Raw genomic sequence first — 17,104 nt, 5'->3', positions numbered from 1 at the left:
TTATTTAATATCACAGGTCCATCTTATCGAATCAAAGATAAATTAAATCCTAAAAAAACTGAGAACACTTAATTGCAACAAATTGGTCAAATTATCTTGACTTTTATAAACGTCTGTCATATCGTCACAATCGGGATAATGGATAATATCGTCTGCGTGTTCGCACAATTCTTCCAAACTGCTGTAATAGCAGAGCAGCTCTGAAAGTTCGTCCTGTATATCCTCTGGTAAGTCCTCCACCATTTCACAAAGGCGGTTGACTTCCTCTATTGGTGTGTATTCGTCAATCTCAAAGGGCAGCTCGTAATCATGGATAGCGTATTCTTCGTATCGCTCATTCAAGCCGATACGTTCTGCCATTTCGTCATAATCGACAGGCGGAGTGAACCACGCACCTACAAGCTCACCCTCGTTATATTTTCCAAGATTGGCGATATAAACTCGCATTTCTTCTATATTACATCACCCCTTTACTGATAACGGAATACGCCGCTTGTTGTAAAAAGGTATCTGTCGTCCATTTCCAGTTCACTTCCGTAGGAATGGTAGTCGATATGTTTTAAAAGTTCGTGGGGAATCTCACCGAAAACGGATTCCTCACGAATAAGGTATTCTGCCAGTGCCGCACCGTCCCCCACATCATAGTAACGTATCTCGTCCTTGTGGTCGATAAATTCATCAAAGCTGGCAAACCATTTCTGCTGAATGGCTTTCATTTCATTGCCAATAGGCGTACCCTCCAATTCAAGAATCATGTAGCAGTTGGCGTTGATTTCCCAAAGTGGCATATCGCTGTGTACATCAAAGGGCAGCTCATAGTCTGCAATCTCAATCTGTTCCTCATGTTCCACACCGAGTTTTTCTTTGACTTCCTCAAAGTCCACAGGGCAGCTAAACCAGTCACCAGAGTAACCGTCGTCCTCGTCATGGTAAGGTTTTGTATTGTTTAAAAGGTAGATTCGCATTTCCTGCAAGGCTTATCACTTCCTTTCCTCATTTCCAGTATTCCCATTATAACAGCATAATCTACACCGAACACATAATGAGAGAATTTTTCTAACTGTTCTTTCGGATATGTAAGCGGTAGCTGTCGTTTGATTTCCTCCCATACCTCACGTTTACGGTAGGGCAGGTCAGAAACATGGCAGCCGATACGGTCTTTCATATCCTCAAAAATATCTGTTTTCATGTTGTCCTCCAATCTTAAAAATTTGCATGAAAAAAGCAGTAAACCATTAAAAGTTACTGCTTTTACACATTATTCTTTTACTCAAAAAGTTTGGCTATTTCGTCGTTAGGAATATCTTCTATGTCTGGTTCTACACCAGCTAAACTTAATTCTTCATTAGTTATTTTTTTGTTTATAACCTTAGAATGAGAGACAATTTGATTGACGATTAAATATGTAGCTCCCATAATTAAACCTGTACATAAAACAATCAATATACCAACCAAAGCTTTATTATAGTTAATTGCTCCGAACACACCCATAAAATATCCCAATGCTATAAATGCAAAGGAACATTTATTGAGATATGCGTTTTTAAAAGAATCCTTAAATGCTTTTTCATTATACAAAATCTCGTTTGTATTGTTGTCTCTTGCAATTATCCCATTTCCAGCAAAACGCTGAATAACCTTTTCACGTTTTGTAGAAAGAACAAATATCATTAACAGTAATGCTCCTGCTAATTGCAATGAGATTGATATGATATAAATTATAGTTTCCATATTCCCTCCGTAATAATGATTTTTTGTATTAGAATTATAGCATTAAGATATAAGCAATACAATAATTTTACGCTCCGATAATCTTATTGAATAACTGCAACAGTACGTCTTTTACGCCAGCGGCATTGAATACCAAGCCGACAGCGATTAAGGCAATCACCAGAAAGCCGATAAGTTTGGAAAACTCACGCTTGAAACCAAGATACACCCCGATAACAGCGATTGCCATAAGCACCAAGCTCTGTGCGTTAGATAAAAACCAGTTGTATAAGTTCTGCCCGAAATTCATTATCTCTTTCTCCTTTCCATCATTTCAATTTCTCTGTCTGCGGCTTTTGCTGCCTGCATAAGACACATAGTAACTACTCCGAATCCTGCCCCAAGTGAGAACAGGAAGAAGTCAAATAAGATATGTTTCATGTTGTCATTCCTCCGTTTCTGTAATGACTTCCTCTGTGGAAGTCGTCTGCTGTTCAATCAGTTTCTTATGACGCTCGGTGAGCTTCGCATGGTCTAAAATATCTTTGAGATAACTTGTACCGTTGGTACTGTCTATCTGCTGTAAGACTTTCCATGTGGGAGCTACCTGTCTGCTTATCCAGTTCAGCGTCCTTGTGAGCGTGTACGGTTCTGGTTTGGTCGTCAGTTTCAAACGCCCACGATCAGAACCGATAAAGTACGCCCATTTCTCATTGGTTTTCCATTCGCTGCGTCGTTTCTCCACCTCCCTGTCAGCAAATCGCATATAGCGATTGATAATATCAAAAGCGGTACGCTCTGCGTCATGGTAGGTCAGCAGGTCACGTACCGCATAATAGGCTCGCTCATTCTTTAGCCTTATCTCAAAACGGTTCTTGATTTTCGTATCTTCAATAGGAATATCGTATTTGACATACTGTTCATAGTCCTTTTCGTAGATACAGAAATAGACTTCCGATTTGAGCGAACCGATATACAATGTATTTCCCATACCGTATTTATCCTGTTCCTGACTTCTGACAAGTTCACCAGAACGGTAAGACTTGAAACTGCGGAATACGGAAATACATTCTTCATGGTTGCATTTCTCTGTCAGCTCTGGAATATCCAAGATTCCTGCCATATCGTTGATGGCAAGGTCAAGACGTTTCATCACACCTCCCTCTATCAGAGCGTCCATGAGAAAGTCATACCAGCTCCTATGCTGTGCCAGCAGGTAGCTTTCCATCTGCCGACAGCCTTTGCCTTTCAGCTCTAACAATGTGCCTTTTTCCTTATCGGGTGAAGTCAGCACGAACACATCACCCAAGACATAATGTTCCGCATAGGAGTAGAATCCGAAATCCTCATGTATCATCACATCAAACCTCAATTTGAGAATATCCTCAACAACGTGTTTTACGTCCTGTGTGGGAAATCGGATTCTGACGTAATCCAAGACCATTTCCAGCGGATTGTCTGGATTCAATCGCTCCAGAGCGTCCGTGAATTTCACCTTGATTTCTTCCGTCAAGGCTACTTTTCCAGATTCAAGCCTGCTGACATACTCTCGGCTGACACCAGCCATGACCGCAAGCTGATTCTGGGAAACGCCGTACTGCGTCCGTTTTTCCTTAAAATCATTTATCCAATCGGTATCATTCAGTAAAAATCCCTCCAATCGAAAAAGGAATGTGACATTTCCCGATTTTGTCACACTCCCTTGAATGTTTGAAAAGTCCACTGTTTTAGCGGTCTTTCCGATATTTGATTGACTGTTTCCAGATAATTTGTGCCCCCCTGTTAGATAACGGGGGCGAATGGTTGGTGTGGCAAGCCACACCAATACAGGCTAGTCCGTACCTGCGGCTTCCGCTTCGCACGCCGCCTGTCCGTCCTGCCTGTTTTGTGACAATCTTCCTATTTCTCTTAGGAAATCGTGTCCTTTTGGTACAAGGGGAGTGTAAAACTCTGATATGACACTCGTTCCCGTATCGACGTAGCCACGTCCTTTGATCTGTTTCAGAAAAAAGTCCTTGTCTACCTCACCAAACATCATGGAATAGCCAAGCTCTGACATACGCCCCAGTGCGACACGGAAGTTGAACTGGTCACGGATTCCATCACCGAGATATTTTGCGTCTGGACGCTGACAGGCAAGGATAAGAAAGTAACCTGCCTGTCGTCCGAGCATGACTATCTGTTTGAGCTTATTCAGCACAGCAGCGTTTTCCTTTGTCGTCAGCATTTCCATAAACGCCACATATTCATCAAATATGAGAAAATGTGGAGCAAGACCGAGATAGGCATAGTTTTCACCTGTCTTATAATTTTCCATGAGCTTCATAGCTTCACTTCGTGCCATCATACCATCATAGAATTTATCAATACAGGCGGTTATATCTTCCTTTTTGTAATAGACTTCTGGCATGACAACGGATAAATCCGCAAGGTCGGCGTTCTTTGGGTCTAACACATACATAACCGCATTGCAGCGGAGCAGAGCTTCAATGATAGTGAGGATAAAGTAAGTTTTACCGCCACCCGTACCGCCAGCAATCAGCATATGAGGGAGCTTGTCATACTCCCACCAGACATTCTTCATCAGACGGAGGCTGCCATTTTCAGCCTGTACCTCGTCAATGGTGATACGGTTTGCAATCGTATCATAGAGTAAGACATACTCCACATAAGAATCATGCAGCTCTTTTGATACCAGCTCACAGTACAAGCCTGTTTCCAGCTTCTTTTCCAAGTGTAGGAGCTGGTCTTGATATTTCCCCAGCGTGATTTCTGTACGGATATACAATAGTCCGTTATCCATACGGTAATACAGCTTTGGAAAATAGGTGATTTTCTCTTTTTTGTTGGTCACTGGTAAATCCTTAAAAAATCCACTGTCCTGTGTAGTTTCCGATTCATACCAGCCATTTTCAAGTATCATCTTTGCCAGCTTTTGACGGTGAAAGAGCTGTTTCACCCTGTCATACTGGAATCTTTGGTATAAAAGGGCAGCAATCGCACAGACCAGAGCTGACACTATGACCGTCACTATCATATATGGCGTGACCGAAAAATGGACGCTGCCATCTTTCAGAAAACTAACCGATTTCCAGTCCGTTGTTAGGATTGTCTTTAGGTTCAGCAGCAATACCACCACAAGGAACAGCAGGAGCAGCGAACCAGCCGAGAAACGAAAAACCAGCGATTTGTCGCTGGCTCGAATACGATTCCCACGTTTATTGAATTGTGGCATATAAAATTCTCCTTTCCATGAAAAAAGCAGCAAACCCCGTAGAATTTACTGCTAAAATATTATTCCTTATATCTTACATATAGTCCATTCACAAACATTGCAAATAAAATTACACCCAACAAATATTCTATTACGGATAACCAGTATGGTAATCCGTCCATCATAACAAAATGGTTTTGTCCTGCTAAAGCGGCAAAAGATATAAGACAATTTTTCCAAACCACGTTTATTCCTTTATAAAAAGTTGTGGTATTTAGAGGAATGGAGCTAATGCTTAGTATAGATACAATTTTAATGAGTGTAAGAAGAATCGTGTTTAGTAATATCACCAAACCAGAAGCTCTAATAATTCTAAGTGGCTTATATCCATAACCTGTACAAAAATCAAATATGCCACTCACAAATTTATCTCCCTTTTTTTCTGTTTGATAAAGAAGCTTTGCCATTTGGTAATTTGCTTCTGACCTCTTGCGTAAATCTTTTGAATTTTCTGCCGATTTCCCAATCCATTGCCAACTTTCATATTTGGGAGTTCCAAAGTGCTTTTCTTTAAATCCATAACAATTTTCAATAATGGAATCTTTAACTTCTAGCTCATCTATTAATAATTTTGCACGAGCCATCAACCTCCCAATAGAAGAATCTTCTATTCTAAATTTTTTGATTTTATTAGAAATGGTCAATTTCCCAATATTAGTATTTTGCCATAAATGTAAACAGGACACTGTAGAAGTAAATTCTTTGAACATGTTTCCATTATTATTTAATTCTTCTATTCTACTTCCTTGTATGTTAATATCGTTACACTCCGCATAAATTTCTAAATTGCCAATAGATACATTGCGTAAATCTACTTTATCCATTTTGTAAATATTATCTCTTTGGTTGTTCATCATTCGCTTGTGTTGTTCATGTGCACCAATATCCAGTTTCTCTATATTGCATTCAGCTAAGAGTATACTTTTACAATCAATTTGCATATGTTGTATTGTTTGTCCTGTCATATGAATATTAGTAGCTCTTGTTTGGAAAATACTAATATTGGATTTCACGTCATAGAAACCTTCAATATATACAGTATCAGTCAAAGTATAATCTTTAATAAGCAGAGCCATGTTATTTGCACCAAGTGTAAGCGAAAGATGTTTAAGATTTTCAATACCCACTTGTGAGCATATATTTAATATAAAATTGTCGTTAATAATTAAATTGGAGGATTCACTATTTCCGTCAACTCTATATTCTTTATTATCTGTATCTTTCAATTTAAAAATAATACTATTCATAATTTATTCCTTTCATTATCTCATGCAAAAGATTATACCACTACTTATATGCTGTTACAATTATGGAACTAGAATTACTTTTGTGTTTGATTCTGTGTTGAACGATTAGAGATATTTATTTTATTCTTCAAAACAATATCATCTGCCTTGATGTACCAGTCAACGTCTGCCCCTTGAAACGTAGCAGTTGCCACCGTATCAGCCACAGGGTTGATGATTTCCACCTCTGCGTTGTAGTCAAACTCCTTTAACGGAACAGTGGCAGGAATACTTACCTGTATCATGCGTCCCTGTTCCTTACACTTCAAGTCGTAGGTACGTTCCTTGATTTCTTCAGAAACCGTACCGTCCTCATTCTGCATATGTACCTCACGACGCAACGCCGAGAACTTCAATACTCCGAATGTCTTTTCCTTATCAATAATGATTCCGTTTGCTAATCTCATAATCTTTCTACCTCCTTATGCTTTCACCATATCGTCTGCTGACAGGATATAGTTTGTGAATCCTCTTGTGCCGATTTTGTAACCCTCTGCGGTGATTTTCGGATTGATAAGTTTGACCTTTTCCTCCGACTCAAAATTTTTCTCACCAGCAGACGCAGGCAGTACCACGATAATATCATCTGCCCTCTGTACGTCCGAATAAAGGTTAAAGCTACGGGAAACTACCGTCATACGTCCGTTGATCCTACGCTGTTCCACTTTATTCTCACCTGCAAACTCCAAATTTCCGAATGTTTTTTCCATGTTCGGGATAACGTGTTTTAATTCCATAAATGTATTTACCTCTTTTCTTTCTATATTTTTAATGATTGATAATGTTATTCTGCTGTCTGGATAATATCTGTCTGCCTGTGAATCATCAAGGGCGTTGCTTTGTGCTTTGCACCCTTGACAATTCCCATTCAGAAAGATAAATGTTCATCAAGCAGAAGTTCGGTTTATTGTCAGCCACAGACTGACTTTCTTATGATAGGGCGGTGAACGGGGCGTTTTCATGTACCGTGACCTCCCGTATTATTTAGACTTCTTTACTCTGCGAAATCTCTTATATCCTGCGAAGATAAGACCAGCAGCGGAAATCCCCATCATAGCGAATAATGCGACAAATGGTGTATTGTCACCCGTCTTTGGTGATGTGCCTGTTTTTGTTGGTGTGCTAGGCTCATCTGGTGTAGTAGGGGATTCTGGTTTTTCTTTGATTGTCACCGTCTGCCCGTCATCTTTGATGTCCTTATGTTCAGCCACCTTGATAGGTTCGTCTGGATTTGTCATGTCGTATAATTCCTCAAATGTAACAAGCTCTTTACCTGCAAGCTCACTGGCATTAAATGTAAATTCAATCTGAACTTCCATCTTCGTATCGGTAGCGGTAAAAGTAAGGTCATTTTCCACACGCTTACCGTTCACGATAAGTTCTGCATTTTCAGACTTCACCATTTCCCAACCTTTAAGGGTATATTTCACACCTTTTTCAAGACCATCTAAAGTAACGGTATCAACGATAGTCACATTTTTACCAGCTTCGATTGTCTTTTTCCCTGTTGCCTTGTCGGCAGCGGTTGTATGCATAGTGATGATACGCTCTGTGATTGTCACAGTCTGCCCGTCGTCCTCAATGTCCTTATGTTCAGCCACTTTCGTAGGCTCGTCTGGATTTGTTACGTCGTACAATTCTTCAAATGTGACAAGCTCCTTACCTGCAAGTTTGCTGGCATTGAATGTAAACTCAATCTGAACTTCCATCTTTGTATCAGTAGCGGTAAAAGCAAGGTCGTTTTCTACACGCTCACCATTTACAAGAAGCTCTGCATTTTCAGACTTCACCATTTCCCAGCCTTTGAGCTGATATTTTGTGCCTTTTTCCAAGCCATCTAAAGTGACCGTATCAATGATAGTCACATCTTTACCAGCAACAATCATCTTTTCACCTGTTGCTTTGTCGGTAGCTGTGGTATGAACCGTAATCACTCGTTCTTTGATTGTCACGGTCTGCCCGTCGTCCTCAATGTCCTTATGTTCAGCCACCTTGACAGGCTCGTCTGGATTGGAAAGGTCGTATAATTCCTCAAATGTCACAAGGTCTTTGCCACCTAAAGCACTGGCATTGAATGTATAGGAAACCTCAACTTCCATTTTGGAATCCTTTGCAGTAAATGAGTAATCACTTTCCACTGGTTTCCCGTCAACAAGAAGCTTTGCATTTTCAGATTTCACCATCTGCCAGCCTTTGAGCTGATACTTCGTTCCTTTCTTCAATCCATCTAAAGTGACCGTATCAACGATAGTCACGCTCTTACCAGCAACGATTGACTTTTCACCTGTCACCTTGTCGGCAGCGGTAGTATGGATAGAGATTTCTGGTTCGTAATCGTCTGTCAAAGTGCCTAAGTTAATGACTGTTTTATTTCTGGAAACCACCACATCAAAGGCAGGAATCAGTGTCATTCCTTTGTTGGAATCACAGCGTAATTCTTCGATTGTGTAAGTGTCATAAAGCAATGCACCTTTGCTGTCGTCTGGTGTGGAAGTACCAAACCAGATACCGTCCTCACTGGATTTACCTGCGTTTGTGTTCTGTTTATGCGATACCCATTCAGAAGAAGTGGAGAATTGACCGTTTGCGTCAGTCACAATGATGTGGCTTTCACCAGTCGTCTTGCTGGTGATTCTGAATGGAACATTCGCAAGTCGCTTGTGAGTGCCATCACCGATTTTCACACCCTCCAAATCACCACGAATAATCTGATTGTAAACAGAATGTGCTTCGTCTGTTAAGTCAACGATTTCACCATCATTCACAATGTCAAACTCACGGTCTGTCGCACCAGTAGTCAAGTAGCCTGTCGGACTTTTAGATTCCGAAATCTTATAGTGACCGTAAGGAAGTGTGTCTGCGGCAGTCGCAGCGATACCGTCAACGCCTGTATGGATTGTCTTGACAACTTCATTTTTGTTATATAGCTTGCCATCTACCAAAACAGGGTTATCATTTAGGGAAATAATTTCAAAGGCAGTATCTTTCAATGTTGCACCGCCTTGTGGTTTTGTATCTTTCGTTTCAAGGTCACGCTTCTGGATTTTCACACCGCCACGAATCACCTTGTCTGATACGGAATACTGGTTGCTGCCGCTTAATGCTGCAAGCTCACCATCTTCTGTAATCTGTGCCACATAGACACCTTTTATCTGTTCCGAACTTCCGTTAGCCTGCATATATGCACCCTCTAACAAGTACCCGTTTGGAGCAGCTTTTTCTTCCACAGTGATAGTACCAAGCGGCAGGCAGACAGTACCGTTTTGTGTGTAGAAACTGTCACCCGATATTTTGTAAGCGTCAGCTAAACGTGTGATGTAATGGACTTCGTTATTACTGTCTTTTTCAGCGATTGTCTTTGTCGTCCATGTGCGTGTTGCTTCTGCTGGAAGATTATCTTTTGTGTAATATCCGTCATAATACTTCCAGACGAACTCTGCACCCTCCAAAGAAGCGTTACCCTGTGCGGTGGATTTTCCCGTTTCCATATCAATCTTGAAAAGCTCCACCAAAGTATCAGTGACTTTTGGTGTATCACTGACTTTCAATGTAGTGGTTTCACCAGCCTTGACCGTAAGGGTGTAGACGTTCTTATCTAACTGGAATCCTTTTGGAGCTTCCGTTTCCTTTACATAGTATGTCGCTGCCCTCAACTCCACAGTGTCCGTGTTCCCGTTGCCATCTGTCGTAAGTGTGGCAACAGACTTCGTGCAGCCTTTATCAGAATAGACAGTATAAGTTGCACCAGATAAGGAATAGCAGTCATTAGACTTTGTAACCGCTGTATTACTGGACGATTTCTGAATCTTGCCATCACCGACAGCCAGCTTCGCCCAGAACTGTCCTAAATCCTGCCCCTCACCGACATAAATATAACCGCCACAGTCGTAACGGTCTTTATTCGCTTTTGCGAAAGCCTTTGCGTTCTCATAGACTTCTGACTGGATTTTTTCTGATACTTCGTCATAGGCAGCTCGTACATTGTTGTAACCCCAACCTAAATGAACGCTCAATCTACGCCAGACAACGCATTGTTCCAACAGATAGACTTGCTTGCTGGAAAGACTGTGTGTTTTGGAATACTGTTTGACGTATTCCAGATTCAACGCCACATCTGATATTTGGTCGTCACTCATTCTGTCTTTAGCGTCAACACGGTTTTTATATCCCGATTCAAAGTTGGTGTTAATATCTACACAATAGGCAGTCTGACCGTCAGCGGTCATTATGCTTTCTTCAAAGCTCTTAATCTCTGTACCGCTATTGTCAACCTTGACGATTGTTCCTGCTTTACCGTCCGTAGTGGTATAGACGGAATCCGCAGCATGAACTTGTGTGACAGGTAATGCGGTAAATACGGTTGCAAGGGTAAGTACACCTGTAAGCAATCGTTTTATAATCTTTTTCATAATTATTAAATGCTCCTTTCATTTTAAATATAAAAAGGACGCTCATTTCTGAACGTCCAAGTCATACGAGTATCTTGATTTCTAGTGATAAATGATTTATATTTATATGTAGTTATTTGTGAATCATAGCAGTAGACAGGTTCATTTTGCTAACAGCCTGCTAACACTCTGCGGTGTATGGTGGTACACTTACGAGTATTAGCTTCTAAAATGAACAAAGACTTTTGCTTTGATTTACGGTATTAAACGCTCCTAAAAGGATAATCGAAGTACCAGTTACCACAGTTCACAGAGAACTCCTAAGGCATGTTTTGCGTAGGTTCGACTCCTATCGGGGGCGCCATATGTAACAAACACCGCATTCTAGTGCGGTTTTTTTATTTAAAATTGGTCATGGCAGTAAAATGGCAGTAAAATTTATTGTATTTATTGAACTTTTCTACATAAAAATCCTAGAGCACAAGCCCTAGGATCTTTCAATATATTTGTTATTTACATAATACTGTTTATGTTGCTTATCTTCAATTACGCTAATAAACTTGCCATCAAGTATTAACCAATATTTCTGATTTACTAAAAGTTTCTTGTCTTTTGTTGTTTCAACATATTTTTAATCCTCGAAATAAAACAATTCTTCAAACTTCATATCTAATGCTATACACAAAATCAGTGCTAACTTAGCAGTTGGATTAAATTGACCAGTTTCGATTGAACTAATTGTATTTCTTGATACTCCAACAAGATTAGCTAATGCTTCTTGCGATAATTTGTGTTTTAAACGTGCTTCCTTTAAGTTGTTTTTTAATATTAAACTTTCTTTCATCCAAATTTACCTCAACACTAATAAAACATGATTAGCTAAAAAAGCAATAGTGGCAACAGCTCCTGCAATCGCAGAAATCAAGAATGCCTTTTGCTTAGTAAATAAGTATTTAATATAAGATTCTGCACCTAAAAACGCAAAAATTACTGCCATGATTTCATAACTCTTTTGCCCATTTATGAAATTAAAAATGAGTATAAATATACACACAACACTAAAAATAAAATACCCCAATTTTCTCCCTCTGTTTTCAGCTTCAATAACACCTTCATCTATTCTTTCGTTTCTGCTTCTTGCTAATATTTCTTCTTTATTCATTGATACATCCCCCTTATATGACAAGTTTTATTGTCAATATAAATATACCATTGCCAAGTTTACTTGTCAATAACTGCGAAGTCATCTTAATAAATACAAATACATGTTATGAATTAACTGAAAAAGAGTGGATAAACTGATTTAAGATAACAAATTATAAACATGCATATAGATATTATCGAATACATAAAAGGTCGAGTATATATATGTACTACCATGATTATATTCAAACCATTGCTAAAAACATATTTTCCTAACTCGACCTTGCTGATTGATCATTTCCATGTAATTCGCTTAATAAATGATCAATTAAATCATACTCGAAAAACAATCATACGTAAACAGATAAAAAGATAAAATTAAATATATAGACAATCCCAAAATATCCTGCAAAATAAAGTGACAAATATTTTAAAATAATCTTTATTATAGCATCTAATTGTTTAAAGTATTAAAATTTGTGACACATAATTTTTAGATTTATCATTTTACTTCATTTTCTAATAACAATTGCATGACATCTTCTTTTAGATATTTATTTGTTGCAATTAAGCAAACAAATAAAATAGAACCAGTAAGAATAATAGGTGTTAAAATTGATATTTTGACAAGAGAAGGCTGTAAATCATTCCCTGATTTTATTATTTCATTTTCGTTATCTTCATCATAATTTAACAAACTATATTCATAGCTAAAATAACTATTGTTTTGATATGAATCATTAGTTGTTGTTAAGCCAAATCCAATAGCACTACCAATAATAGAACCCATTATAACCCATAAAACTAATCCACTTAGTATAAAAAGATAACATTGTCGTTTACTAGTACCTAAAGCCCTCAAAATTGCTATCTGCCTTTTTTGTTTAATTACATAAAAATATAATACCATTAAAATAATTATCATTGTTACTATAATACCAGCAGCACACAATATATAAGCACTTTCTTTAGCATTTTCAAGATTATGTTTCATTTGAGTATAACCCATATCATCAAATGTAATTTTTAATAGACTACTTTTGTCTAATTTAGAAAAATTATTCTGATATTCTTCAATAGTTCCATTTGGTATTATAAATGATGTCGTCTCATTAGACATTACACCATAATCAGCAATATTATTTTCATCAGATTCTTTTACTGATTTACTAGGAATAATAATCTGATCATATCCCATTTCGGTAGTATCATTTATTGAAGTCACTTTTGTAGTGTAATATATTCCAACAATTTTATATTTATGGTTAGAAAAAACGGGATATATATCACCATTAGCATTTAACAAAGAAAAACTCAATCTAGAATCATGTCCAAACAAAATACCTGGTGATTCATTATAATTAGCAAAATATAAAGGCATTTCTATTTCATCACCAATTTTCAAGTTATTTGCTGTTGCAAAATCTTTAGAAACAATACATACTTTTTCTCCATTATCAAACTCTTTTTTAGATATTTTTCTTCCATCAACAATACTAGATTGTTTTAAATGAAAAGTTGGTAACAGATCTAAATTATTAGTTGGCAAAACAGGAATTGTTTTATCAAGCATTTTAAAACTAGCACACATATTTTGCCATTTTTCTTTTCTGTTTGAATTTATAAAAGTCTCATTTACTTCTTCGATTGAAGCAGTAACAGTACTAATATCACTAGCTACCAAATTACCATTTTTATCATGTTGAGTAGTAAATGGTGCAAAATCATATGCAGCCCATTCAATCCCACCGCTATCATCATGATTATTATCTTTCATTAAAACAGTTGCTATATAAGTTTTTTGAACTTGTAAGGGTTGTGGATTATCATTATAATAATCGCAAAATGATATTATAGAGCCAACTTCCAATTCTCCACTTAATACGTTTGTAACTTCAACATCAACAGGATGATCTGGGACACAATTAGTTACCGGTGTAAATTCAATAACAGTATAATCATCTGAAAATGTTGAATTTCTAGAAGTATTATATTCCTCCATATATGCACCATAGAAAGGTCTTTTTTCAGGTTCCAATAAATAATTAGCACTATCAAATTTTAAAATATCGGTTGGAATGATTGAATCATATATTGGATATTTATAATTGCGATAAGTTTTGCTAGCCCCATCAAAAGTAGAACTGACTTCAATAGCATCTTCATTTTGTTGAACTGTCGCTAGAGTTATACATGATTTTTCTATGTCATTTAACTGCTTGTTTGAATTAATCAACATCGTACTTCCCACTACTAATAATACGGCACTAATAATAATCATAAAAAATAGTGCTATTAATTTTAATGGTGCTCTACTCATTTGTTTTATACTATTTATCATTGTTTTTCTCTCCATAACAATAAATTAATCATTTTTTCAATTCAATATTACCATCCTTCATCTGATAAACAACATCAGCTTTAGCGGCAATACTTAAATCATGAGTAACAATAATAACGCAATAATCTTGATTTACTAACTTTTCAAACAATTCGATAATTTTGGTTCCATTTATACTATCTAAATTTCCTGTTGGTTCATCTCCAAGAATAAAATTTGCTTTGGATGCTAACGCTCTAGCAATAGCTACTCTTTGCTGTTCACCACCGCTTAACATAGCTGGTAATTTTTTATAATATGTTGCTGGGATCCCAACCTTTTCTAATAATTCTTTTGCCTTATTTTCAATAATATCTTTTGGTTCTTTAATAATCTGCATAGGATACATTACATTTTCGAGTACTGTTAAAAGCGGAAAAAGATGAAAAGATTGAAATATCATTGAAATATTATCACGACGATGAGATTCTAAATCCTTTTTTTCTAGAAGTTTACCATCAACATATACTTCACCACTAGTAGGTTTACAAAATCCAGCTAAAATTGATAATAATGTTGTTTTCCCACTTCCTGATTGTCCAATAATTGCATATAATTTTCCTTTTTCAAAATGGCAATTAATGTTTTTAAGAGCTTCTACTTTTTGATATTTCCCTTGATATGTATAACTAACATTTTTTGTTTCTAATAATTCCATCATTTTCCTCCTAATCTGTTTTACTAAGTAATTGCATAATATCAAAATTCATTAATAATTTAATTACCAACATAATTCCTAAAATAGATAAGATAAGAAAACCAAAAAATATCATCAATAAACTAAATATTTCAATATCTGTTATCAAAACTAACGCTAATACACCCAATAGACATCCTAAAATACTTAATATTTCTATTTCTAAAAACAAATTGAAATTTACTGCTTTTTTACTTTGTCCCAATGATAGTGATATTGCCATCTCTAACTGCTTATTTTTTATCAATAGAAAAATAACCAAAACATATAATACAAACATTAAAATAATAAATGGTATTTCAAATAATCTATACATTTGAAGTGCATCTAGTATATTTGATGCATTTTCAATGTATATATTGTCATAAACAATTAAGCTATTACCAGCTACACTTTGAACTGACTGACTATTAATATTAGAAAAACCTATGTTTTTTACATCTTGTTTAAATTCATTTAATTTACCAGGATCCTTTAATTCAAATTTTAATGAATCATAAAAAACTTCATTCCCACTTTCTTTTACTAGTCTTGCTAAACTTTTTACCGGAACAATAATCGATGTATTAGTAGCCGAATTATAATCATATATGCCAATAACATTCATTTTTATATTATCAATATTATCTGTTAAATAAACGCCTGAATCATATTTATAAATAGATAATGAAAATGTTATTTCCTGTCCTAAAACAATATTATTTTGTTTAGCAAATTCAGCTTCAACAATACAATTATTTTTATCATCTGTTAAAAAAGAACTGTCATTTCCTGACATAAAATCAATATTATCATCATATAATAACGGTAAAGCATCAATTGAATTACATCCCATCAATGTTGTACTGATATCATTTTGATTATTGATATTACTGGCTACTACTTGAATAGTGTATTTAGCTTGCACGACATATTGAGAAGAAATAATCTGGTTTCCCTTTCTTTCATCAATTTCTAAACCAGTGGTTTTGCTACCGCTTATGTCGCATATTTCTCCTGTTACTGGTATTGTTTGACTTAATTTTCTCAGTGATGTTTCTAATGTCTTTATATTATTTATATATAGTCCAATAAAAATAATAATTGATATTGAAAATATTATTGTTAAGATACTTTTTAATGGTGATCTTAAAATCAACTTTTTTGTCATTGAAATAATCATATTACTACCCCTTACTATTAATTAAGTTAGTAAACTTAATATATAAAGCACCTAACTATAAAAAATGTTCTATAATAATTTAGTATTCCTAATTAATTTCATGAAATCGACCAAAAATCCAAGTATTTTTATTAACAAATAATAAATTATCATATTCTTATTTTATTATATTATTTACAATAATCCAATATAAGTTGACTAAGAAGCAATTAATTCGTTTAAATAACAGTATTTAAAATATACTAAATTACATTATTTATAAAATTGCATATCAAATCCTCTAAAATTTAACAATTAAAAAACCAGTCATTTTATTATTGACTGGTAGAAATTATATCCATTATAAATTAAATAAAATTTATTCTTTTTTGATAAGTTGCATAATAGCTAAACATACAAGTCCAATTGCTAACATCCTAATAGCTAAGTTTATTTCAATTTCATTTAAAAACAAAAGAACAACTACTGCAATTCCCATTGCTAAAGCTACTCCATTTAATGCAAGTGGAATAATTTCATTTATTTTGTTATCTGGTGGAGTTTCTTTCGTTTTGGTTTTTACTTGCATTAAATCATCAACGGAAACTTCAAATATTTCTGCAAGTTTAGGAATTGAGCTAACATCTGGAAAAGATAAATCCCGCTCCCATTTTGATACCGCTTTATCAGTAACCCCCATTTTTTCAGCTAACTCAAGCTGTGTCATTCCCTTTTCTTTACGTAATGAAACAATTATATTTCCAAAAGTTTGTTTTTTCATTATCTATTCACTCCTTTGACAACTTTTATGATAGCATAATCTCTTTTCTATACTCCACCGACTGATAGTTGAGTTTACTCAACTTATAGTTTATCACATGTTTAGTAATATAAATTATTATTTAAAATAAAAACATAGGTATTTCAAGTTGATACCTATGTTTCTAAAAATCCCCTTTATCAAAAACTATATTTCTTTTTTAATTATCTTTATCATCTTTTAAGATCGTAGCAATTTCATAATCTTTAATACTTCTTATATTTATTAAAAGCATTACCAGATAAATAATATTCAATACTATAAT

18 protein-coding genes and 1 pseudogene are annotated in these 17,104 nt (G+C 35.7%); 1 reads left to right on the top strand and 18 read right to left on the bottom strand.

What is annotated here, in order from left to right; genetic code table 11:
- Positions 1-108 precede the first annotated feature (108 nt).
- From B5F09_RS12985 to B5F09_RS12920, 14 genes and pseudogenes are all read right to left on the bottom strand, one after another.
- Positions 109-456, bottom strand: a pseudogene (locus B5F09_RS12985) (antirestriction protein ArdA); the annotation flags it as partial.
- Positions 457-470: 14 nt separating this feature from the next.
- Complete coding sequence (locus B5F09_RS12980) at positions 471-965, bottom strand: antirestriction protein ArdA (RefSeq protein ID WP_087287239.1); 495 nt, start codon at positions 963-965, stop codon at positions 471-473.
- Positions 947-1,189: a hypothetical protein gene (locus B5F09_RS12975; RefSeq protein WP_087287237.1), complete on the bottom strand. Its 243-nt coding sequence runs from the start codon at positions 1,187-1,189 to the stop codon at positions 947-949. The genes B5F09_RS12980 and B5F09_RS12975 overlap by 19 nt, the downstream gene beginning before the upstream one ends.
- A 77-nt stretch (positions 1,190-1,266) precedes the next feature.
- Positions 1,267-1,731, bottom strand: a complete 465-nt coding sequence (locus B5F09_RS12970) for a hypothetical protein (protein WP_087287234.1) — start codon at positions 1,729-1,731, stop codon at positions 1,267-1,269.
- Between the two features lie 67 nt (positions 1,732-1,798).
- On the bottom strand, positions 1,799-2,020 hold the full coding sequence (locus B5F09_RS12965) for a hypothetical protein (protein WP_005363222.1): 222 nt from the start codon (positions 2,018-2,020) through the stop codon (positions 1,799-1,801).
- Positions 2,020-2,151 (bottom strand): DUF3789 domain-containing protein, encoded by a 132-nt coding sequence (locus B5F09_RS12960; protein WP_087287230.1) that lies wholly within the window; start codon positions 2,149-2,151, stop codon positions 2,020-2,022. The genes B5F09_RS12965 and B5F09_RS12960 overlap by 1 nt, the downstream gene beginning before the upstream one ends.
- A gap of 4 nt (positions 2,152-2,155) precedes the next feature.
- On the bottom strand, positions 2,156-3,370 hold the full coding sequence (gene mobT / locus B5F09_RS12955; RefSeq protein ID WP_204215334.1) for a MobT family relaxase: 1,215 nt from the start codon (positions 3,368-3,370) through the stop codon (positions 2,156-2,158).
- Positions 3,371-3,541: 171 nt separating this feature from the next.
- Positions 3,542-4,945, bottom strand: a complete 1,404-nt coding sequence (locus B5F09_RS12950; protein ID WP_087299326.1) for an FtsK/SpoIIIE domain-containing protein — start codon at positions 4,943-4,945, stop codon at positions 3,542-3,544.
- A 59-nt stretch (positions 4,946-5,004) separates the two neighbouring features.
- Positions 5,005-6,231 (bottom strand): hypothetical protein, encoded by a 1,227-nt coding sequence (locus B5F09_RS12945; protein ID WP_087299328.1) that lies wholly within the window; start codon positions 6,229-6,231, stop codon positions 5,005-5,007.
- Between the two features lie 74 nt (positions 6,232-6,305).
- The gene (locus tag B5F09_RS12940; RefSeq protein WP_087299330.1) at positions 6,306-6,677 is read right to left on the bottom strand and encodes a YdcP family protein; all 372 of its coding nucleotides are present in this window, start codon (positions 6,675-6,677) and stop codon (positions 6,306-6,308) included.
- A gap of 15 nt (positions 6,678-6,692) precedes the next feature.
- Complete coding sequence (locus tag B5F09_RS12935) at positions 6,693-7,007, bottom strand: YdcP family protein (protein WP_005363246.1); 315 nt, start codon at positions 7,005-7,007, stop codon at positions 6,693-6,695.
- A 243-nt stretch (positions 7,008-7,250) separates the two neighbouring features.
- Positions 7,251-10,679, bottom strand: a complete 3,429-nt coding sequence (locus B5F09_RS12930) for a VaFE repeat-containing surface-anchored protein (RefSeq protein WP_087374677.1) — start codon at positions 10,677-10,679, stop codon at positions 7,251-7,253.
- A 610-nt stretch (positions 10,680-11,289) separates the two neighbouring features.
- Positions 11,290-11,502, bottom strand: coding sequence for a helix-turn-helix transcriptional regulator (locus B5F09_RS12925; protein WP_087299334.1), 213 nt, complete (start codon positions 11,500-11,502; stop codon positions 11,290-11,292).
- 6 nt (positions 11,503-11,508) lie between these two features.
- A complete protein-coding gene (locus B5F09_RS12920; protein WP_087299336.1) occupies positions 11,509-11,820 on the bottom strand; it encodes a DUF6442 family protein in 312 nt (103 codons plus the stop codon).
- A gap of 162 nt (positions 11,821-11,982) precedes the next feature.
- Here B5F09_RS12920 and B5F09_RS15340 point away from each other — a divergent pair, with 162 nt between their 5' ends.
- A complete protein-coding gene (locus B5F09_RS15340) occupies positions 11,983-12,177 on the top strand; it encodes a transposase (RefSeq protein ID WP_087374675.1) in 195 nt (64 codons plus the stop codon).
- 126 nt (positions 12,178-12,303) lie between these two features.
- On the opposite strand, the gene B5F09_RS12910 is transcribed toward B5F09_RS15340, so the two are convergent.
- The 4 genes from B5F09_RS12910 to B5F09_RS12895 form a co-directional block, all read right to left on the bottom strand.
- Entirely contained in the window at positions 12,304-14,142 is a 1,839-nt protein-coding gene (locus tag B5F09_RS12910; RefSeq protein WP_158095856.1) for an ABC transporter permease, read from the bottom strand.
- A 28-nt stretch (positions 14,143-14,170) separates the two neighbouring features.
- Entirely contained in the window at positions 14,171-14,839 is a 669-nt protein-coding gene (locus tag B5F09_RS12905; protein WP_087299342.1) for an ABC transporter ATP-binding protein, read from the bottom strand.
- 10 nt (positions 14,840-14,849) lie between these two features.
- Positions 14,850-16,040 (bottom strand): ABC transporter permease, encoded by a 1,191-nt coding sequence (locus B5F09_RS12900; protein WP_087374671.1) that lies wholly within the window; start codon positions 16,038-16,040, stop codon positions 14,850-14,852.
- A 358-nt stretch (positions 16,041-16,398) separates the two neighbouring features.
- A complete protein-coding gene (locus B5F09_RS12895; RefSeq protein ID WP_087374668.1) occupies positions 16,399-16,800 on the bottom strand; it encodes a helix-turn-helix domain-containing protein in 402 nt (133 codons plus the stop codon).
- Between the last annotated feature and the right edge of the window lie 304 nt (positions 16,801-17,104).

Origin of the sequence: Erysipelatoclostridium sp. An173 (genome assembly GCF_002160495.1) — a bacterium.
GTDB lineage: Bacteria > Bacillota_I > Bacilli_A > Erysipelotrichales > Coprobacillaceae > Thomasclavelia > Thomasclavelia merdavium.
This window is presented reverse-complemented; position numbering and strand designations above follow the sequence as displayed.